General features: G+C 44.7%; 21 protein-coding genes. 16 read left to right on the top strand and 5 right to left on the bottom strand.

What is annotated here, in order from left to right; translation table 11 throughout:
* Positions 1-17 precede the first annotated feature (17 nt).
* Both LAJ61_RS02300 and LAJ61_RS02295 read right to left on the bottom strand, forming a co-directional pair.
* Entirely contained in the window at positions 18-719 is a 702-nt protein-coding gene (locus LAJ61_RS02300) for a glutathione S-transferase family protein (RefSeq protein ID WP_224054321.1), read from the bottom strand.
* Entirely contained in the window at positions 716-2,011 is a 1,296-nt protein-coding gene (locus LAJ61_RS02295; RefSeq protein ID WP_409034980.1) for a glutamate-5-semialdehyde dehydrogenase, read from the bottom strand. Before LAJ61_RS02295 ends, LAJ61_RS02300 begins: the two co-directional genes overlap by 4 nt.
* A gap of 231 nt (positions 2,012-2,242) precedes the next feature.
* Between LAJ61_RS02295 and LAJ61_RS02290 the strand changes: the two genes are divergently transcribed.
* From LAJ61_RS02290 to LAJ61_RS02215, 16 genes are all read left to right on the top strand, one after another.
* Positions 2,243-3,037, top strand: a complete 795-nt coding sequence (locus tag LAJ61_RS02290; protein WP_178086206.1) for an ABC transporter ATP-binding protein — start codon at positions 2,243-2,245, stop codon at positions 3,035-3,037.
* Positions 3,038-3,291: 254 nt separating this feature from the next.
* A complete protein-coding gene (locus LAJ61_RS02285) occupies positions 3,292-4,098 on the top strand; it encodes a transporter substrate-binding domain-containing protein (protein WP_224054320.1) in 807 nt (268 codons plus the stop codon).
* A gap of 77 nt (positions 4,099-4,175) precedes the next feature.
* On the top strand, positions 4,176-4,982 hold the full coding sequence (locus tag LAJ61_RS02280; protein WP_224054319.1) for an ABC transporter substrate-binding protein: 807 nt from the start codon (positions 4,176-4,178) through the stop codon (positions 4,980-4,982).
* Positions 4,983-5,072: 90 nt separating this feature from the next.
* A complete protein-coding gene (locus LAJ61_RS02275; protein WP_224054318.1) occupies positions 5,073-5,996 on the top strand; it encodes a transporter substrate-binding domain-containing protein in 924 nt (307 codons plus the stop codon).
* 229 nt (positions 5,997-6,225) lie between these two features.
* Positions 6,226-6,945, top strand: a complete 720-nt coding sequence (locus LAJ61_RS02270) for an ABC transporter permease (protein WP_007117180.1) — start codon at positions 6,226-6,228, stop codon at positions 6,943-6,945.
* An 11-nt stretch (positions 6,946-6,956) separates the two neighbouring features.
* The gene (locus tag LAJ61_RS02265; protein WP_219299036.1) at positions 6,957-7,682 is read left to right on the top strand and encodes an ABC transporter permease; all 726 of its coding nucleotides are present in this window, start codon (positions 6,957-6,959) and stop codon (positions 7,680-7,682) included.
* A gap of 57 nt (positions 7,683-7,739) precedes the next feature.
* A complete protein-coding gene (locus LAJ61_RS02260) occupies positions 7,740-8,312 on the top strand; it encodes a hypothetical protein (RefSeq protein WP_224054317.1) in 573 nt (190 codons plus the stop codon).
* Positions 8,313-8,362: 50 nt separating this feature from the next.
* Complete coding sequence (gene tsaD, locus LAJ61_RS02255) at positions 8,363-9,424, top strand: tRNA (adenosine(37)-N6)-threonylcarbamoyltransferase complex transferase subunit TsaD (protein WP_224054316.1); 1,062 nt, start codon at positions 8,363-8,365, stop codon at positions 9,422-9,424.
* Between the two features lie 19 nt (positions 9,425-9,443).
* Positions 9,444-9,803, top strand: coding sequence for a fluoride efflux transporter CrcB (crcB, locus tag LAJ61_RS02250; protein ID WP_224054315.1), 360 nt, complete (start codon positions 9,444-9,446; stop codon positions 9,801-9,803).
* Positions 9,804-10,180: 377 nt separating this feature from the next.
* Entirely contained in the window at positions 10,181-11,326 is a 1,146-nt protein-coding gene (gene pstS / locus LAJ61_RS02245) for a phosphate ABC transporter substrate-binding protein PstS (RefSeq protein WP_224054314.1), read from the top strand.
* 140 nt (positions 11,327-11,466) lie between these two features.
* A complete protein-coding gene (gene pstC, locus LAJ61_RS02240; RefSeq protein ID WP_036593090.1) occupies positions 11,467-12,417 on the top strand; it encodes a phosphate ABC transporter permease subunit PstC in 951 nt (316 codons plus the stop codon).
* Positions 12,418-12,434: 17 nt separating this feature from the next.
* On the top strand, positions 12,435-13,304 hold the full coding sequence (gene pstA / locus LAJ61_RS02235; protein WP_095355920.1) for a phosphate ABC transporter permease PstA: 870 nt from the start codon (positions 12,435-12,437) through the stop codon (positions 13,302-13,304).
* A 61-nt stretch (positions 13,305-13,365) separates the two neighbouring features.
* Positions 13,366-14,121 carry a phosphate ABC transporter ATP-binding protein PstB gene (gene pstB, locus LAJ61_RS02230; RefSeq protein ID WP_060995484.1) on the top strand — a complete coding sequence of 252 codons (756 nt, stop codon included), beginning with the start codon at positions 13,366-13,368 and terminating at the stop codon, positions 14,119-14,121.
* Between the two features lie 195 nt (positions 14,122-14,316).
* Complete coding sequence (gene efeO / locus LAJ61_RS02225) at positions 14,317-15,219, top strand: iron uptake system protein EfeO (protein ID WP_224054313.1); 903 nt, start codon at positions 14,317-14,319, stop codon at positions 15,217-15,219.
* Positions 15,220-15,298: 79 nt separating this feature from the next.
* Positions 15,299-16,639 (top strand): iron uptake transporter deferrochelatase/peroxidase subunit, encoded by a 1,341-nt coding sequence (efeB, locus tag LAJ61_RS02220; RefSeq protein WP_224054312.1) that lies wholly within the window; start codon positions 15,299-15,301, stop codon positions 16,637-16,639.
* A gap of 91 nt (positions 16,640-16,730) precedes the next feature.
* Positions 16,731-18,527, top strand: a complete 1,797-nt coding sequence (locus tag LAJ61_RS02215) for an FTR1 family iron permease (protein ID WP_224054311.1) — start codon at positions 16,731-16,733, stop codon at positions 18,525-18,527.
* A gap of 127 nt (positions 18,528-18,654) precedes the next feature.
* On the opposite strand, the gene rsfS is transcribed toward LAJ61_RS02215, so the two are convergent.
* The 3 genes from rsfS to LAJ61_RS02200 form a co-directional block, all read right to left on the bottom strand.
* Positions 18,655-19,056, bottom strand: coding sequence for a ribosome silencing factor (gene rsfS / locus LAJ61_RS02210; protein WP_224054310.1), 402 nt, complete (start codon positions 19,054-19,056; stop codon positions 18,655-18,657).
* A gap of 144 nt (positions 19,057-19,200) precedes the next feature.
* Positions 19,201-19,965 carry a nicotinate (nicotinamide) nucleotide adenylyltransferase gene (nadD, locus tag LAJ61_RS02205; RefSeq protein ID WP_224054309.1) on the bottom strand — a complete coding sequence of 255 codons (765 nt, stop codon included), beginning with the start codon at positions 19,963-19,965 and terminating at the stop codon, positions 19,201-19,203.
* A 65-nt stretch (positions 19,966-20,030) separates the two neighbouring features.
* The gene (locus tag LAJ61_RS02200) at positions 20,031-20,834 is read right to left on the bottom strand and encodes an NYN domain-containing protein (protein ID WP_224054308.1); all 804 of its coding nucleotides are present in this window, start codon (positions 20,832-20,834) and stop codon (positions 20,031-20,033) included.
* Positions 20,835-20,862: the final 28 nt, after the last annotated feature.

The raw sequence follows: 20,862 nt of genomic DNA, 5'->3' as shown, positions 1-20,862 counted from the left end.
ATTAAAGCTGATTAATCTCAAACGACCTCTGTGCCTGCTTCATCTTCAATAACTATATCGGTTTCTGTCAACGCCTGTTGTTGCCAAGTCTGCATGCTTGGGTGAGCAAGCATTTTTTGTATATAGATTAAAGTCATGGGTCGTAACTCTATATCGGAGGCTTTTGCGTAAGTAATGAGGCGAAAAATAATCGGGGCAAAAAATACATCAGCAACACTAAATTCGCCTAGCAAATAACCTTCAGAGCCATTTTGTTTAAAGCCTTCGGTGACGATGGCTTCAAACCGCGCCAAGTCGCTTAAACAAGGTTTGGAAGGTGCAATGTGGCGGCTAGCTCGAATATTCATTGGCATTTCATTGCGCAGGGCAGAAAATCCACTGTGCATTTCACCCAGCAAACTCATGGCTAAGTGCGGCTGTTTACCCCAGATGTTTTGCGTAATTAAGTATTTTTCCGCATATAAAGCAATGCCGACACTGTCCCAAATCGTTTTGTCTTCATGTAACAGTACAGGCACTTGACCCAGTGGCGTATAGGTCGTCAAAATCTCTTGATTGCTGGGATGAAATAGCTTAATTGGCATTTCATCGAAGGCTACACCGAAGGCATGCAGCATAAGCCATGCGCGCAAAGACCAAGTCGAGTAGTTCTTATTGCCAATAATTAAAGTGGGTTTGTGAAAACAATTTATTTGATTACCAAAAGTTTTAGCTGTCACTGTCTGATTTCCCCATGCCCAAACACAATCCATTTTTGCGATGTTAAACCTTCAAGACCCACAGGGCCGCGCGCATGGATTTTATCGGTAGAAATACCAATCTCTGCACCCAAACCATATTCAAAACCATCGGCAAAGCGGGTTGATGCATTGACCATCACGCTACTAGAGTCAACTTCACGCATGAATTTTAACGATTTTGAGTAGTTTTCGGTAATAATCGCATCGGTATGGTGTGAGCCATGGGCATTGATATGGGCAATGGCTTCATCGATATCGGCGACTACTTTAATCGCCAAAATCGGTGCCAAATATTCGGTATCCCAATCTGCCTCACTCGCCGCTGACATATGAGCGGTTAATTCAGCGGTATCGCTCAAGATGGCTAAGGTTTTTGGACAGCCGCGTAATTGCATGGCACTGTCTGCAGCGACAATGGCGCTGGCGATTGGCGGCAGCGCTTGCGCAGCGATTTGGCTATCAATCAGCAGCGTTTCCATGGTATTACAAGTCCCATAGCGGTGAGTTTTGGCATTGACGCAAATATCGGTTGCCATAGTCAAGTTTGCATCGCGATCGACAAAGGTATGACAGTTACCATCTAGATGCTTGATGACAGGCACGCGCGCTTCATTGTTGATACGCTCAATTAGGCTTTTACCACCTCGCGGTACAATCACATCGACATAGCGATTCATGGTAATGAGTTCTCCCACTGCCGCGCGGTCGGTGGTTTCGACCACTTGCACTGCGGCCTCTGGCAAACCAACCGCTTGTAAACCTTGTTTGACACACGCAGCCAATGCTTGGTTAGAATAAAACGCTTCTGAGCCGCCACGTAGGATAATCGCATTGCCAGATTTTAATGCCAAAGACGCAGCTTCAATGGTTACATTTGGGCGGGATTCATAAATCATCCCGACCACACCCAGCGGCACGCGCATTTTACCTAGCTGAATACCCGAGGGACGAAAGGTCATATCAGTGACCTCGCCAATCGGGTCAGGTAACATGGCGACATCTTTTAGCCCTTGTAACATGCCTTCAAAACGCGCATCGGTGAGCGCTAATCGGTCAAGTAGCGCGTCATCCAGTCCTTTTTGTTGACCGTTTTGCATATCGGTGGCATTGGCCGCTAACACCTGTGATTTGGCTTGTTGCAGGGCGTCATAGATAGCCAGTAGGGCGCTATTTTTGAGTGCAGTGTCTGCTTTTGCCAAAATCGCTGAAGCAGCGCGCGCTTGCTGTCCCACGGTTTGCATATAATGTTTGGTATCAGTCATGGTTTGCATAGTCAGTCCCTAATATAATCATCGCTTCATCATAACAACTTCAATCCAAAAATGGAATTTAGAAAGTTTTGAGAGACAAAAATTAATGGTTATGACTCAATCTAAAAACAAGCGCTAAAGATCGGCGCCATAAAATAAAGTTAAATGAGAGAAAAAGTTGCGTTTTAGTAGCGTTTTAAGCGAAAATAGACAGTTTTTTTCCACCTATCGTCAAATTTTGGATTGAATATCATGTCAGATGCTATGCCAAACTTACAGCGTCCTGTAGCCTTGCAACTTAACAATATCCACAAGAACTTTGGATCGCTTGAAGTACTAAAAGGTGTATCGTTGACCGCTTATGATGGCGATGTCATCTCAATTCTTGGCTCGAGCGGTTCGGGTAAATCCACCTTGCTACGCTGTATTAACTTGCTTGAAAACCCCTCACAAGGGGAGGTTTTCTTGGGCAATGAAGCATTGGTATTAAAACCGAATAAATCAGGGGATTTGGTTGCTGCCAATCAACGCCAACTTGAGCAGTTTCGCTCAAAAATGGGTTTTGTGTTCCAAAACTTTAACCTATGGCCACACCGGACTATTTTGCAAAACATCATTGAGGGGCCGACCCAAGTCCTAAAAATCGCCAAAGACCAAGCCATCAGTGAAGCTGAAGTGCTACTAAAACGCGTAGGACTACTGGATAAAAAAGATGCTTACCCAGAAAACTTATCGGGTGGGCAACGCCAGCGTATCGCCATTGCTCGTGCGCTAGCGATGAAGCCACAAGTATTGTTATTTGATGAGCCAACCTCTGCCCTCGACCCAGAATTGGTCAATGAAGTATTAGCCGTGATGAAATCGCTTGCTGAAGAAGGTCGCACCATGCTGATTGTGACCCATGAAATGCGTTTTGCGCGCGATGTATCAAGCCAAGTGGTGTTCCTGCATGAGGGACGTATCGAAGAAATAGGCACACCCGAGCAGGTGTTTGACAACCCGCAATCAGCGCGGGTGAAAGACTTTATGGCAAGCCATCAAAAATAATCCAATCAACATATCAGCCGTCAATCGCCATGCGATTGGCGGTTTTGTAGTTTTAGGCATCAGAAAAATTTATTCGATTTAATTGTTGCTGAATAAGTTTTTCACTTGCAAAAATGTTAATTTATGTTAATTTTAACTAAATTGTAAACTCGCATTTATTTTAGTCGCATTGATTTTAAATATTGAAATCGCTGAAAGCGAAACCTGATATTAAATCGCTTTTTACTCAAAAATTTCATTTGTAAGGAACATCCATGCAATCAACCTTGAATTCAACCTACTCAAAACTCGCCTTGGCAACGGTATGTGCAGTTAGCATGGGATTAACCGCCTGTCAAAAACCTGCTGAAAAAACAGAAGGTGCAGCCGCGAGCCAACCCGCTGCCAGTGCCAGCACAGGCAAAAAAATTCGTATTGCCACTGAAGGCGCCTACAAACCATTTAACTACACCAATGCCGATGGCACATTAGGCGGTTATGACGTGGATGTTGCCAAAGCCGTGTGTGCCCAAGCAAAACTCGACTGCGAAATCGTAGCGCAAGATTGGGACGGTATTTTGCCAGGCTTGATGGCGCGAAAATACGATGCGGTTGCCGCAGGTATGTCAATCACCCCAGAGCGTTCAGCGCAAGTGGATTTCACCACGCCTTATTTTAAAAACACCATGGTTTGGGTCGCTGCCAAAGGTGGTAAATTCAACCCACAAGCAATTTCAGGGCTAAAAATCGGCGGTCAACGCTCAACCACCATGGCACAGTACCTTCAAGATAAACTGAGCAAAACCAACGAAATCAAATTGTATGACAACTATGACAACGCCTACATTGACCTAAAATCAGGTCGTATCGATTCAGTGCTGTCTGAAAAAGTAACCGCTAGCGAATGGCTAAAACAAAACAGCAACTACCAAATCGTAGGCAGTGAGATGGATAATGGTGACAACATCGCAATGGCTATTCGTAAAGGCGATCCACTAAAAGCAGAATTTGACAAAGCCTTAGATACACTACAAAGCAATGGCGAGTTGGCAAAATTACAAAAGCAACATTTTGGTAATTAATTGACGTTGTATCGATCGTTTTAAAATTTAGACAGTAGATGTGGGTGACCCTCAAATTTTGACAAAAAGGTGTTGTTATGAAACAGTTATCGGTTTTGGGTGTATCGTCGTTAGCCATTTTGATGGGGGTAACTGCCTGTCAAAAACCTGCGGAAAAAGTGGCAGACACGGCAGCAGCAAGTAGCGCTACCACCGCAGCAAACGCAGATATGCCACAGATTCGTATCGCTACCGAATCAAGCTTTGTCCCCTTTAGTTATAAAGATGCCAATGGCAAATTAATCGGCTTTGAGATTGATTTGGCAGATGCGCTATGTGCTGAAGCCAAACTAAAATGTGAAGTGATTTCCCAAGATTGGGATGGATTGATTCCAGGGCTACAAGCACAAAAATACAATGCCATCATGGCGGGGATGTCAGACACCGCAGAGCGTCGCCAAGTGGTGGCATTTAGCGACCCATACTTTACCAATAACCTCGTTGTCATTGGCAAAAAAGGGGTAGAAAAAGGCGCTGATGACCTAGCGGGCAAATCCGTGGGTGCACAGCGCTCAACGACCGCCGCTGAGTACTTAGCCAAAAACTTCCCAAAAGCCACTCCCAAACTGTATGACACCCAAGATAATGCCTATCTTGACCTAGAATCGGGCCGTACAGATTTGATGATTTCTGACAGTGCCCCAGCCTTATCATGGTTAAAAACCGCCAAAGGTCAAGGCTTTGAAGTCAAAGGTCAACCGATCAATATTGATGACAAAATTGCCATTGCCCTTCGTCAAAATGATCCATTGATTGGCAAATTCAACACCGCACTGGCGGCGTTAAAAGCCAATGGTACTTACGATAAAATCAGCCAAAAATATTTTGCAGATTTACCGAAATAAGCCGTTATATAACTTATTTGCCTGTTAGTATTGTTAAAGCTTACAAGCAAAAATTGTCATGTGTTAGACGTTAAAAATTAGGAGTATCAGGTGAAAACAAATATTTCATTATTGGGTAGCTTGGCAGTGGCAGGTCTAGCGCTGGTGGGTTGTCAAAAACCTGCAGAAAAAACGGCGGCAACGACGGCGAATAGCACAGCCGCTTCTACAACGGCGAGTAGCAGCACAGAGACATCTAGCAGTATGGCAGGCAAAACCATTCGCATCGCCACTGAAGGCACCTATAAACCCTTTAGTATCACCAAAGCGGATGGCAGTTTGACAGGTTTTGATGTCGATTTTATGCAGGCTTTATGTGCACAAATGAAAGCCAACTGTGAAATCAAGCCACAAGATTGGGATGGTTTATTGCCAGGCTTGATGGCAAAAAAATATGACGTGGTAATTGATGCGATGTCTATCACCCCAGAGCGTCAAGCGCAGGTCGATTTTACCGACCCCTATTTTACCAATACGTTGGTGTTTTTGACCAAACAAGGTAGCCCTATCAATCCGGATGACCCTGCCCAAATTGACAGCCATAAAGTTGCGGCACAGCGTTCAACGCTATCTACCCAGTGGATGGAAAAAAATCACCCAAAAGCCCAGCTAAACCTGTATGAAGGGTTGGATAATGCGTTTATGGACTTGGCAGCAGGGCGTTCGGATATGATGATTTCGGATAAAGCCCCGGCCGCTTATTGGCTGACCACGCCAGAAGGTAAAGGCTTTGAAATCAAAGGTAAAGAGATTGATGTCAATGACAAAATGGGTATCATCGTTCGTAAAGGTGACCCACTGCGTTTAGAATTTAACAAAGCGATTGCCACGTTAAAATCAAATGGCACGTATGACAAAATCTATAACCAATATTTTGGCAGTGCAACGACCACAACAGCGGCGGCAAGCAGTGTGGCAGTCACGGTCTCTAGTACTACAACGACCACGACGACTGTGGCGAGTACTAGCAAATAACTCAACCAAGCGCTTGGGTTTAGTCAAAAACTGGGTGAAAAGTCACTCAGTTTTTTGTTTTTTTGATGGTTTTTGATAGGGCAATCACGTAAAATTGCACCCTGCAAAAAACAAAGCAAAAGGTTATATCCGTTATCACCTTTTGCCTATGTGACGGTAAAACTGCGTTTTAAGCATTTTTTGGGTAATAGGTCAACAAACAGAGTTAAAAAGACAGGGTATCGATATTGTGTTAGATCTACAAGGTTTTGGGCAGCTATTATTAAGTGGCGCTTGGGTCACCATCAAACTGGCACTGACTAGTTTGGTCATTGGGCTGATTTTGGGATTATTGGGCGCGACCGCTAAGATGTCACGATTTAAAGTGCTCAACGCCATCGCCACCGCTTACACTACGATTATCCGTGGTATTCCAGAACTGCTGTCAGTCATGTTTATTTACTTTGGCGGCTCGATGTTGATGGGTCTTATTCTATCGCAATTTGGCAATACGGGATATGTGGATGTCAGTCCGTTCTGGGCGGGAGTTACGGCGCTGTCTGTGGCATTTGGTGCGTATGCGACCGAAACTTTTCGTATGGCATTTCAAGAGATTCCAAAAGGTCAAGCCGAAGCGGCGCAAGCGATTGGCATGAAAAAATTTCAAATCCTTTGGCGAGTGACGTTGCCACAAGTGTGGCGTATTGCACTGCCAGGACTGGGTAATTTGTTTTTGGTACTGCTCAAAGATACCGCGTTGGTTTCTGTGGTCGGGCTTGAAGATATCATGCGCCACGCCAAAACGGCAGCGACTTCCACGCAAAGCCCGTTTACTTTCTATATGGCAGCAGCATTGTTGTATTTGAGTCTGACCGTCATCATCACCGGTGTGATTATGTGGCTAGAATGGGTCAATAACCCAGCAGAGCGTTATGCAAAACGCCTGCAAAAAATCGGCATGGCGAAATAGGGGATTCATCAATGAACTGGAATTGGCAAATTATTATTGATAGTATCCCAAAACTGCTGCAAGGCAGTATTATCACCATTGAGCTTGTGGTGTTGTCGGGTTTATTAGGGTTTATGTTGGCAGTGCCGCTCGCACTGGCTAGGCTATCAAAAAAACCTTGGGTACAGGCATTGCCGTTTGCGTATATTTTCTTTTTTCGTGGTACACCGCTACTGGTGCAAATCTTTTTGATTTATTATGGCTTGTCGCAATTTAAATGGGTGACCGAGTCTGTGCTGTGGAAATCGGGTGTTTTAGCGAGTCCATTTTGGTGCGCTATCATCGCTTTTACCCTCAATACGGCAGCTTATACTGCCGAAATCATCCGCGGTGCTATCAAGTCAATACCCAAAGGCGAGAATGAAGCTGCCGACGCCATTGGTATGTCTTATAGCCAAAAATTGCGCCGAATTATTTTTCCTCGCGCCTTTGGCATCATGCTGCCGGCTTATGGCAATGAAGTGATTTTTATGCTCAAAGGCAGTGCGTTGGCATCGACCATCACTTTGATGGATATTACCGGTGTGGCAACGACGATTATGTCAAAAACTTATACCGTTTTTGAGTTGTTCTTTGCCTCAGGTATTATTTATTTGTTATTGTCTTGGCTATTGATTGGGATGTTTCGATTGGCAGAAAAACGCATCAATCGTCATCTTTCTTATCAGCCCATCAGTAATGGGGGCGTCACTGCTTAAGCTAGGCTAAGTCAGATTAAGCTAGACAAAAAGTTTGGATATATTGGAGGCGTGTCAGTGGAACAACTAGTTATAATATCAAGTTTGCTGATAGGTGGGGTGTTACTCTCGGCTTGTCAACCTGCCAGTGATAACAAGCCAGAGCAAAACAGCACAGCAAGTGCCACAGTAAGTGCCACAGTGGCTAGCGTTCAAAGTCCGCATCACGTTGCCAGTGTAGCTGTCGCCAGTACCGTATCCCCCCAAGCCGCCCAAAACGGTGCACCCAAACACATTAACTGGGCATTGGTGGATTCGGGTGTTAAGCCAGTCGATAAGGCTAGCTTTAAATACCCGTTTGCGCTCGATAGCGAGCCTGTCAAAGCCTATGCCGAGATGTATCATGTGGATAATGAAACCTCCCGCTACAATTTAACGGTGGGTATGGCAGTCAATGAAGTCTTATCCAAAGTGCTCGACCAGTTGGGTACTGCTTATGTGTCACATGAACTCACAGCCGGTAAAAACAGCGCGTTTGTCATCTATACCACCCAGCAAATTGCCCCGAGCCAATACACTTACGTCTTTGCCGAGCCCTTTGCCAAAGGGTTAACCATTCCTGTCAAAATCATCAATGATGGCAAAAAATAACTAATTTGCCATCGGTATGTTGACGTTTATTTATCGTTTAAGGAAATACCATGCGTGTGCTAGGACTGGAAACATCCTGCGATGAAACGGGATTAGCCATTTTTGATAGTGACCAACGTCACCAACCCAATCAAGGTTTGGTCGGGCAAGTGCTGTATAGTCAAATCGCCCTACATGCGACGTATGGCGGGGTAGTTCCTGAACTTGCAAGCCGCGACCACATCCGTAAATTAGTACCCTTGTTGCAGCAACTGCTGGATGACTGCCAACTCAAAAAAACCGATATCGATGCAATTGCCTTTACCAAAGGTCCTGGACTGGTGGGCGCGTTGATGACTGGGGCATTATTTGGCCGCAGTTTAGCAATGGCATTGGGTATTCCTGCCATTGGCGTACATCACATGGAAGGACACTTACTTGCGCCGCTATTAGGCGCCAATCCGCCCGATTTTCCGTTTGTCGCGTTGCTGGTGTCGGGTGGACATACCATGTTAGTGGCGGTCAAAGGCATCGGGCAGTATGAAATATTGGGTGAGTCGATTGATGATGCCGCAGGCGAGTGCTTTGATAAAGCCGCTAAAATGCTAGAGTTACCTTATCCTGGTGGACCTAATATTGCACGCTTGGCGCAAACAGGCAATCCATTAGCCTATGAATTACCGCGCCCGATGTTGGGTAAAGGATTGGATTTTTCTTTTAGTGGTATGAAAACCGCCGTGCATAATTTGATTAAAGACCATCCAACCGATAGCCATAATCCTGAACATGCCCAGACGCGTGCCGATATTGCAGCAAGTTTTCAATATGCGATGGTCGATACGTTGGTGAAAAAATGCGTTAAAGCCTTGCAGCAAACGGGTATGAAACGTCTGGTAATCGCAGGCGGGGTGAGTGCAAATCAACAACTACGAGAATCGTTAGCTGAGGCATTAGCCAAAATCAACGCCACCGTGCATTATGCACCGCCTGCCTTGTGTACCGACAATGGCGCCATGATTGCCTTCGCCGGGTGGCAGCGCTTGAACGCCGGTCAACACGATGAGCTAGCGGTTAGCTGCTTGCCGCGGTGGGACATGACAACGCTGCCTGCTGTCAATCCAGCTAAACCGTAATCACCACGAGGACTTGAAGATGCCATGGCTGTGGATAGGATTGGGGGCGGCATTTGGGGCAATGCTGCGCTGGTGGTTAGCCAGACTCAACAGCGTACATCCTTGGTTGCCCTATGGCACACTATTTGCCAATGTACTAGGTGGGCTGTTGATGGGATTTGCCTTGATACTCACCCAAAAGATGCACCCAAACTTACGACTATTTATCACCACAGGTTTTTTGGGGGGATTGACAACGTTTAGTACGTTTAGTGCCGAAGTGTTTACTTTGTTGAATAGCGGCAGGGTAGTGCAAGGTGTCGCCTTGATTGGCATCCATGTGCTTTTAACCTTGGTTGCGACTGCCATTGGTTTTTATAGTCTTAAGCTACTAAGTTAAGAGTTAAGAAGCTGTTAAGTCAGGAAGTAGTTAAATGATTAATTGCCTCTTTCCCATGCACCGCTAAAAGTCACAAAGCTCTTCAACGCTTTGGCAATTAATAAGCGAGTTTAATGTTAAATGTAGTTATTTAGTCTCATCTATAGCGTGCGCAATCGGTCAGTCATCAAATTGTCATGATACTGTCACATTTCTTTGTAATCATATACACAATTTTTATACAAACCGAATTATGGTTATTATCATGACAGTTAAATCGGTCAGCTGTGAGCTATCATAGTGAAAATAACCAAAGAAAGTTAAATCGTACCGTTGGTGACATTTTTTCATTCAGGCAGTTTCATCGTAAACTCAAAAAAGGTTTTTAGGAGCTATCCATGCGTTATTCATTATTAAGTGTTATCGTAGCATCGACGTTAGCATTAACCGCTTGTGGCAACAAACAAGCAGACAATCAAGCAGCGGGTGCCTCAGCAACGTCAAGCACTGCAGGTAGCAACAAAAACGCCGTATTTACCATCACAGGTGCAGGTGCCTCTTTCCCACAACCTATCTATGCTAAATGGGCAGGTGAGTTCAAGAACGCCACTGGCGGTCAAGTGAACTACCAATCAATCGGTTCATCAGGTGGTATCAAACAAATCCAAGCCAATACCGTTGACTTTGGTGCGTCGGATGCGCCTTTAAGCAAAGAAGAGTTGGATAAAAGCGGTTTAATCCAGTTCCCAACCGTTATCGGTGGTGTTGTACCGGTTGTTAACATCGAGGGTGTTGCACCCGGTCAATTAAAACTAGACGGTGCCACCCTTGCCAATATCTACTTGGGTAAAATCACTAAATGGAATGACCCAGCGATTACCGCATTAAACGCAGGCGTGACACTACCAGATGCGCCAATCACGACGATTTTCCGTTCTGACGGTTCAGGTACAACCTTTAACTTTGCAAGCTACTTAGCTGCTGTATCACCAGAATGGAAAGCAGGTCCAGGTGTAGATAAATCCATTAAATGGCCAACCGCTGCGACAGGTGCAGGTGGTAAAGGTAACGAAGGCGTGGCAAGTAACGTCGCTCGTGCCAAAAACTCAATCGGTTATGTTGAGTACGCTTACGCAAAACAAAACAAAATGTCGCATACACAGCTAAAAAATGCGGCGGGCAACTTTGTACAACCATCGGCTGAAAGCTTTGCCGCTGCGGGTAATGCAGACTGGAAAGGTACACCAGGCTTTAACATCGTATTGACTAACCAAGCAGACCCAAATGCCTGGCCAATCTCTGCGGCAACATTCATCTTAGTCCATACTAAACCAACCAACCCAGAAAACGTCAAAAATACCCTTAAATTCTTTGATTGGGCGTATTCAAGCGGTGATGAGCTAGCAAAATCACTGGACTTTGTACCATTCTCAGCAGAAAGCAAAGCTATCTTCCGTGAAGAGTGGAAAAAAGTTGTAGGGGCTGATGGTAAGCCACTATTTAGCTCAGATGCTGCCACAGCAACTGCGTCAGCGGCAAAATAATCTCATGATGATGGTTAACAGTTAACAGGGTTAGGCATGTCAAACGATACGTAGAGCAATAAACAAGTTAATGCTCTACGTTTTTTTTTCAAATTTCTAGAATTAGTAAACTAAAACTATTTTTTGATGGCTGGGTTCTTATGTCGGATTTACACGCAAAACTCGCAAAGCAAAAACAATTAGACTGGTTGTTTGTCAACGCGACTCGTCTTTTTGCGTTTATCGTGCTGCTGTTGTTAGGTGGTATTTTAATCTCACTATTTCTTGGCGCATTGCCAAGTATGAAAGCGTTTGGCATTAACTTTTATACCAGTAAAGACTGGGATACAGGGATGGATGTATACGGCGCACTCGCACCAATCTATGGTACGTTGGTGACTTCTGTCATTGCCATTTTGATTGCGGTGCCGGTAAGTTTTGGTATTGCCATGTTTTTGACAGAGCTTTGCCCAAATTTTTTAAAACGTCCTTTGGGTATTGCCATTGAGTTGTTAGCGGGTATCCCTTCAATTATCTATGGTATGTGGGGATTTTTCGTATTTGCGCCTTGGTTTTCAGAACATATCCAGCCTTGGCTGATTGACCATTTGGGTGATGTACCTTATGTGGGTCGTTTATTCCAAGGTGCGCCGATGGGTATTGGTCTGTTTACTGCAAGTTTGATTTTGGCAGTGATGATTATCCCGTTTATTGCATCGGTCATGCGTGACGTTTTCTCCATTACGCCAAAGATGCTTAAAGAATCTGCCTATGGTTTGGGTTCAACCACTTGGGAAGTGATGCGATACGTGGTGTTGCCTTATACCAAAGCCGGTGTGATGGGCGGTATCATTTTGGGATTGGGTCGCGCATTGGGTGAAACGATGGCAGTCACCTTTGTTATTGGTAATGCTTATAACGTCAGTCCAAGTTTGTTCCAGTCAGGGGTGTCAATCACTTCGGCATTGGCAAATGAATTTGCAGAGTCTGAAGGCTTGCACCAATCATCACTACTACATTTAGGTTTCTTACTATTTATTATTACCTTTATTGTACTGGTGATTTCAAAATTGATGCTCAGTCGTATGGATAAAAATGCGGGTACGAAATGAGGACGCTGGGGAATACTATGACTACTATCAACATGAATCGTAATAACGCCATTTACAAACGCCGCCGTCTAAGCAATGCTTTAGGACTGATATTTGCCGGTTTGTCCATTGTATTTGGCTTGACCTTCTTAGGTTTAATTTTATTCAAATTGTTTTTATCAGGTTCGCATGCGTTATTGACCATGCCTATTTTTACTCAAGACACGCCATCGCCAAACGAAATCGGCGGTCTTCGCAATGCGATTATCGGCTCAATCATGGTGACAGGATTAGGGCTTGTAGTCGGCACCCCGATTGGTGTCATGGCAGGTATTTATCTGGCTGAATTTGCCGAAAACAGCTGGCTTGGTAAAGTCACCCGTTTTATGAACGACATTTTGCTATCAGCACCCTCGATTGTGATTGGTCTATTTATTTTTGCGTTGATGGTACAAGGTCGTAACTTCTCAGGTTGGGCAGGTGCAATGGCTTTAGCGCTATTGGTTATTCCTGTGGTGGTACGTACCACCGAAAATATGCTTCGTCTAATTCCCAATACATTGCGTGAAGCGGCTTATGCGTTAGGAACGCCAAAATGGAAACTGGTAACATCCGTTACGTTACGTGCTGCCAAAACTGGGGTATTAACAGGTATCTTACTGGCATTTGCGCGTATCTCGGGTGAGACTGCGCCATTACTATTTACCGCGCTCAATAACCAATTCTTTAGTACCGATATGGGTCAACCCATTGCCAACTTACCAAACGTGATTTATCAATACGCCAGCCAGCCATACCCTATTTCAAACCAATTGGCTTGGGCAGGTGCGTTACTCATCACCTTGGCAGTATTAACATTGAATATTTTGGCACGTGCCTTAAGTGGTAAAGAGCAATCATCACATTGATGATCAATAGAAGATTAAAGCTATTTGCTAGTATCAAACAAAATTTATTAAGGTATTCATCATGACCGCAAAAATGCAAATTCGTAATCTAGAGTTTTATTACGGTAAATTTTTAGCCCTTAAAAATATCAACATCGATATTGCTGACAAAAAAGTTACCGCGTTTATCGGACCGTCAGGCTGTGGTAAATCAACTCTGCTGCGTACCTTTAACCGTATGTATGACCTATACCCAGGCATGAGTGCCACGGGTGAAATTAACCTAGATGGACAAAACATCTTGGATAAATCGGTGGACGTCAACTTGCTGCGTGCTCGCGTGGGTATGGTATTCCAAAAACCAACGCCATTTCCAATGTCAATCTATGACAACGTGGCATTCGGTGTGCGTCTGTACGAAAGCTTAAGCCGCGCTGAGCTAGACGAGCGCGTTGAATGGGCGCTCAAAAAATCGGCACTGTGGACTGAAGTCAAAGATAAACTTAAAGCATCGGGTCTGTCATTGTCTGGTGGTCAGCAGCAGCGTCTATGCATCGCCCGCGGTGTGGCAACCCGTCCTGAAGTATTGCTACTAGACGAACCCACCTCGGCACTTGACCCTATCTCAACAGGCTCAATTGAAGATTTGATTTCAGACCTAAAAAATGATTACACCATCGCCATCGTCACCCACAACATGCAGCAAGCGGCACGGGTATCTGACTATACCGCGTTTATGTACTTGGGCGAAATGATGGAAATGGGGGATACCGATAAAATGTTCACCAACCCAGACCGTAAAGAAACTGAAGAATACATCACGGGTAAATTCGGCTAGGTTATTTTGTTATTAGGCGATCTGCGCGTCATAGCCAATCATAATACCTCGCTGCTGCGGGGTATTTTTTTGCTTAAACTTCTAAGCGCAATCAAAGCAAAATAAATATTGATAACGATTCTCATTTACACTATAATTCGCAAATTGTCATTATTTTTTTTATTATTTAATCGTGTTTACTTTTAAGGATGTTTTATGTTGAGCCGTACTTTTACTTTATCAATATTACCCCTGACGATATCTGCATTACTCTTGACGGCTTGCCAAAAAACCGAGAAAAAAACCGACGTAGCAGCTGCTGCAAGTAGTGCCGCAACAGCACCTGCAACGACTAACGCTTCTGCAGTCACAGCGTCGGCGCAGAGCTCAGTTGATTTGAGTAAAGAAACGGCGGAATACAAAGCTTGGGTACAAACCCAAATTGATAGCTTGCTCGCCGATACCCAAAAATTTGTCGCACTGCTCGAAGCGGGTAAATTAGAAGAGGCGAAGGCGTTATACCCAAAAGTACGCATGTATTATGAGCGCTCAGAGCCGATTGCTGAAAGTTTTGGCGACCTTGACCCACGTATCGATAACCGTGAAGCCGACCTTGAGCCCAATGAAGCATGGACAGGCTTCCATGCGATTGAAAAAATCTTGTGGACGCAAAATACCACCAAAGGCACCGAAAAACTGGGCAAACAACTGATTGCAGATGTCAAAGAGTTGCACGCCAAAATTCCGACGGCAGAGGTCACAGGCGATTTGATGGTGCAAGGTTCAGTAGATTTGCTCAATGAAGTATCAACGAGCAAAATCACCGGCGAAGAAGAAATTTTTTCGCACACAGACTTGTATGATTTTAAAGCCAATATTGAAGGCGCCGAGAAAATATTTGCCATTTTAAAACCAAAAATCCAAGCCAAAAACCCAGCGTTAGTCACGGAGCTTGAGCAAAAATTTGACGCAGTCAACCAACTACTTGCCAAACACCAAGTCGGGCAACAAGACTATAAATCCTATAAAGAGTTAACCCCTGCAGATACCAAAGCGCTAGCCGAAGCGGTGAATAGACTTGGCGAATCCTTAGCGCAGATGGGCATTGTATTGCAATAAGTCAAAGGTGAAGCAAAAAACTGCTTCACTTGACGGTTTTAGGGCGGCATAAAAAGGTAAGTATCAAGTTAGGGGCAGTATGAAACATAGTAAATTAGATAAGCAAGCGCAAGAAACAGGGGTGGGATTAAAAATGTCAAATCGTCGCAGTTTTTTACGCCAATTTGGTGCGCTCAGTGTCGCAGGCGCAGGTTTAGCCGTGTCAGCCTGTCAGCAAAAACCAAGTGAAAACTTACCTAACTTGCAAGCTTTGGATGGTAATCAGTCCAAAGATAGCGATAAAAACGAAAATCCTAAACATGCCGGTAGTGATGCCAATACTACCAAAAATTGTTTTGCGGATGTCAAATATGATTTTTATGGCGAACACCAAGCAGGCATTACCACGCCGTCACAGCGTAATATTTATTTTTTGGTAATGGATTTACATACCGATAAGCTCGACGATGTCAAACAGATGTTCAAAGACTGGACGACCTATGCGGCCAATTTGACGCAAGGTAAAAACATCAAAGCGTATGAAAAAAACCCGTTTGTGCCCCCGACCGACACAGGCGAAGCAGACAGCATGGGCGCGTACGGATTGACGTTGACCTTTGGCATTAGCCCAAGTTTTCTAAAAAAGATGGGACTTACCCATAAGCAGCCCAAAGAATTCCAAGACTTGCCCAAGTTCCCGCGCGATCAATTACGAGAAAATTTGACGGGGGGTGATATCTGTATTCAAGCCTGCGCCGAAGATGCCCAAGTGGCGTTCCACGCGGTACGGCAACTGGTTCGCCAAGCGCGTTCTAATATTACCATGCGTTGGAGTCAGTCAGGTTTTGTTGGGTTTGATACCGGCAATCATACGCCCCGTAATTTATTCGGCTTTAAAGACGGCACTGCCAACCAAAGCACCATCAAGTCTGCGGAAAAAAACTTATGGGCGGACGCGCCTGATTGGATGAAAGGCGGTACTTATTTGGTCACTCGCATCATCCAAATGCATCTTGAAACTTGGGATCGCACCTCGCTTAAAGGTCAAGAAGACACCTTTGGTCGACATCGTGATAGCGGCGCGGCGATTGGACAAAAAGGCGAATTTGACACCTTTGATGTGCATGCCAAAGACGCGCAGGGTAAAGCAGTGATACCTGAAATTTCCCACATGGGACTGGCAAAACGCACAGGCGTGGAGATGCTACGCCGTTCGTATTCTTACAGTAGCGGCATTAACCCAGCCACCGGGCAGTTTGATTCAGGGCTGCTGTTTATTTCCTTCCAAAAATCGCCCGAGCAATTTATCATCATCCAAAATGCCCTAGGTCGTCTTGATAAAATGAATGAATACACCACCCACATTGGCAGTGGGCTATTTGCTTGCTTCGGTGGTATCCCGCAAGGTGGCTACATTGGACAAGCATTATTTGAAGCTTAAGGTTAAAATGCAACAAGCATCAGTTAAAAATAGATGGTTAAAAATACACGCTTAAAAATAGACGGTTAAATAGAAGGTTAAAAAGTTACTCATGATAAACATCACCCAAAAAACCTTGCTAAGTTTTGGTCTAGCAAGTTCGCTGCTCATCAGTAGCCAAGGCTTACAAGCGCAGCAACCAATGCCTGCAAGTGCGCAGATAGCGACGCAAGCCAGCCAATCAGCCAGCAAAAAGCTGAATTTAAGCCCTATTTTTATCAAGCTATCAGACGCGATGGCGGCAATTAAAGCCAATGATACTTCAAAAGCCAAGGACACCCTTGCGCAAATTCAAACAGCCTTTGATGCCATTGATGCAACGGCAAAAAATTCCACGCTTGGGCAACAGACAAGCCAAGCGATTGGGCAAGCCGTCAGCAACCCCACAGAAGCCAATTTATCAGCCGTATCAAATGCATTATATGCCTTTGAAAAAGAACAAAATCCTGTAGATTACAGCGCGAAGCGAAAAGAGTTTGCCAAAAAAATGGTACCGGCGTATGACAATCTTAATCAAGTCATACAACGGGCAGCATCGACAGATGTCGAAGCGTTACGGGCGGCTTACAACCAGTTTAATGCAGTTTGGCTAGGTAATGAGCGGGTCGTACGCAATACCAGTATGGGGCACTACGGCAAAATCGAAACATCCATGGCGCTGATGCGAGTGGCGATTGAAACCCAACCCATCAATATGGCGCAAATCAAAACCCAATCTGCCGCCCTAAAAGACGCCATCGACAGTTATAACAAAGGTGACGTAGCTGCTGTACAAACCACACAAACTGTCACTCTGGCAGATAGTATCCAGCTACTGCGCGATGGTTTACAGGCGTTTAAAACAAACGATGCAGCGACTGGTCAAGCCAAGTTAGGCGAGTTTATTAGTATATGGCCAACGGTCGAAGGCGATGTCAGCACGCGTAACCCCAGTTTATATAATCGGGTGGAAAGTCAAATTCCGCTAGCCATGGCGAAGGGGCAAGACCCTAAACAGCAGCAAACACTGCAATCGATTATCAATGAATTGGCGGCAATCAATCCAACAGCGCAATATACCGCGGTTGACTCGATGCTGATTTTGCTTCGAGAAGGGCTAGAAGCCTTATTGATTGTCATCTCGCTGTTATCGGCTTTAACCGCTGCCAAACAAGTCAAAGCCAAAAAATGGGTGTATGCTGGTGTCGCTTTTGGCCTACTTGCCAGTATCGCAGGCGCGATGGCATTACAGCTATTATTCCCTGCAGTGACTTCTGCCGCCAATCGTGAGATGTTTGAAGGGGTGATAGGCATCGTTGCGGTGATTATGATGATCGGCATCGGGGCGTGGCTGCATAGCAAATCATCCGTCCAATCATGGAATGCTTATATCAAGCGTCATATGGGACAAGCCATGACGGCAGGTAGCTTTGTGTCGTTATTTGGATTGAGCTTTCTATCTGTGTTTCGAGAAGGCGCAGAGACCATATTATTTTACGTCGGTATATTACCCAATATCAGCATGAGTGATTTTTTAACCGGGATTGGTTTGGCGCTTGTAGCACTGGCAGCAGTGGCTTGGGTGATGCTAAAAACCTCGGTTAAATTACCGATTCCACAATTATTTAAAGTCTTAACTTGGGTGATTTACCTACTGGGCTTTAAGATTTTAGGCGTTAGTTTGCACGCGCTACAATTGACAGGGTATCTACCGATGACCGCCCTGAGCCGCTTGCCCGCCATTGAATCGTTGGGATTCTACCCGACGCTACAGACATTTTTGGCACAAATCGGCTATGTTATTATTGTAATCGCCATCAATCTTTGGATGAAAAACCATCAACGTCAGCAAACGGCTGCATTGGCATAACTTTTAGCCAAAGACAATTAACGGCATAAAAAAATGGGTAAAACTTGTTTACCCATTTGGTTGTAGCGTCTAGTTTATAACGCATAGTTTGCATAACATAGTCTAAACTAAGCTATAGACTATTATACTACGCCGTTTTTTCCATACGCTCGCGCTGGGATTGACCCTGCCATAAGCCTTCTAGGTCATAAAACGTGCGGGCTTGTGGCATCATCACATGCACCACCACAGCGCCCAAATCAATCAAAGTCCAATCACTGGTGCCTTGACCTTCCACACCAATCGGATTAAACCCTGCTTGCTTCGCTTTCATCGCGACATGGTCGGCAACCGCTTTAAGGTGGCGGGTAGATGTCCCTTCGGCAATCACGATACGCTCCATGACTTCAGTCATATCAGCAACATCGAGTACGGTAATGTTTTTGGCTTTTAAATCATCTAAGGCATCTTGAACGATGTCAAGGCAAATGGTTAACTGTTGGTGGGCAGGGTGTTGATTGACTAAACTAGCAAATTGGGTATCGGTCATAAATGCGTGGGTTCCATGAATTGGGTCATAATGATTGGGTTATAGGGGTAGCTTAAAATAGGATCATGACAATCCTAAAAAAAGTGCGCTATTTTAACAAAAATCTAACGCACAGGTTATCAAAAAATGTAAATCAATATCAGGCTAAACGTGTGGGGCATATAACTGATGCTCAACAATATACCGATAAACTTGACTCGGTAAACTTAGCCGTGCTTGCTGTCGTTGCCGAGCTTCTGTGCTGTATATCCAAGCTCTGATATCACGACTGGCAATATCAGGCACGACAAACTTATCAATATAAATATGGTTAGTGGTTTGATTTATCAAGTCTTTTGGCGAATGAATGATAAAAGGCACTAACCGATTATTAATATTTATACTAGGGGTTTTATCTATAGTTGCTAAAGCATTTTGGTTCAAATTTTTATTTAAATTGTGGCTTAAATTGTGGTTTAAAGTGGGGCTAAGGCTGCCCAAGGCAGGACGGGGTAGCACCCATAGATTGGTCAGCGAAAGTAGCTCAAAGCCGCGATACCATTTATCAAGTTGTTCAACACTGTCTTGTCCAAGGATAAAAATCAGTAGGTCATTGGGATAACGCTGTTTAAACTCACTCAAGGTAAGAAAGCTATACACAGGCGGCTGACACTGTAGCTCAGTTTCATCAATCGACAAAAAAGGCACATCGTCAATCGCAAGCGCAAGCATCTCAAGGCGCTGCTGGTTGGAAGTTGGCTGGGTTTTTAAGGGCGAACCTGCTGTAGGCAATAATTTGGCGATGATATCAACATTGGGGAAGGCACGCATGAGCTCATGGTACACATGCGTAATCATCTGTAAATGCGCCAAATGTATCGGATCAAATGAGCCACCCAGCCAAACACGAATACAGCGAGGCATTATCATAATCACCCGCCTAATTCAAAGTTGGGGTAAACAAAACTAAAATCCTTCATCATCACTGACACATCTTACGGTTGGTTTGGTGGTTCATCGGTTGGTACATTGCGCACAAAAATCACTTTATGCTGATTGTCATTGGGATAGCGCTCTTGTACCTCAAAATAGCGCGGATAGGCACGTAGAAAATCACTGAATTTATTAAAGTTAAACAAGCGCGCATCAAAATCGGGCTCGACTTTGAGCAGATAGTTTTTGACAGGTGCGATATTTGCCCAGCCTTGGTCATCCGCCATACTTGAGATGGCAAGTTTGACCAAAGTGATCGCGACATCCACAGGCTTCATCTGATTGCCTTTGGTGGAGAACAGCATATCAGCAGAGTCATAAAAATCTACCGTCGAAGGGGTTTGGTTTTCTTCAAAAAACTCAAGATAAGTAAAACGGTCACAGGCATGCACAAATGGCTTGGGTGTGTTGCTACGACCAAAACCATACACCAATAACCCTTGCTCACGAATACGCTGGGCAAGTCGGGTAAAATCGCTGTCAGATGACACCAAACAAAACCCATCAAAACGCTCGGTATACAACAAATCCATCGCATCAATGATTAAACTTGCATCGGTAGCATTTTTACCCGTGGTGTAACTAAATTGCTGAATCGGCTGAATCGAATAGCTCAGTAACACGTTTTTCCAGCTATTTAATTGTGGGCGCGTCCAATCACCATACGCGCGTCGAACGCTACTAATCCCGAGCGTGGCAATTTCAGACAACAGCGCATCAAGATGATTGACTGACGCATTATCAGCATCAATCAATACGGCAAGTCGGGCGTCAACGCTCGTTGAATAGTTCTGCGAATGTGCCATGTTGGTCACCCAGCGATAAAGTTAGATG

It is taken from the genome of Faucicola osloensis (assembly GCF_020041925.1).
Lineage (GTDB): Bacteria > Pseudomonadota > Gammaproteobacteria > Pseudomonadales > Moraxellaceae > Faucicola > Faucicola osloensis_D.
This window is presented reverse-complemented; position numbering and strand designations above follow the sequence as displayed.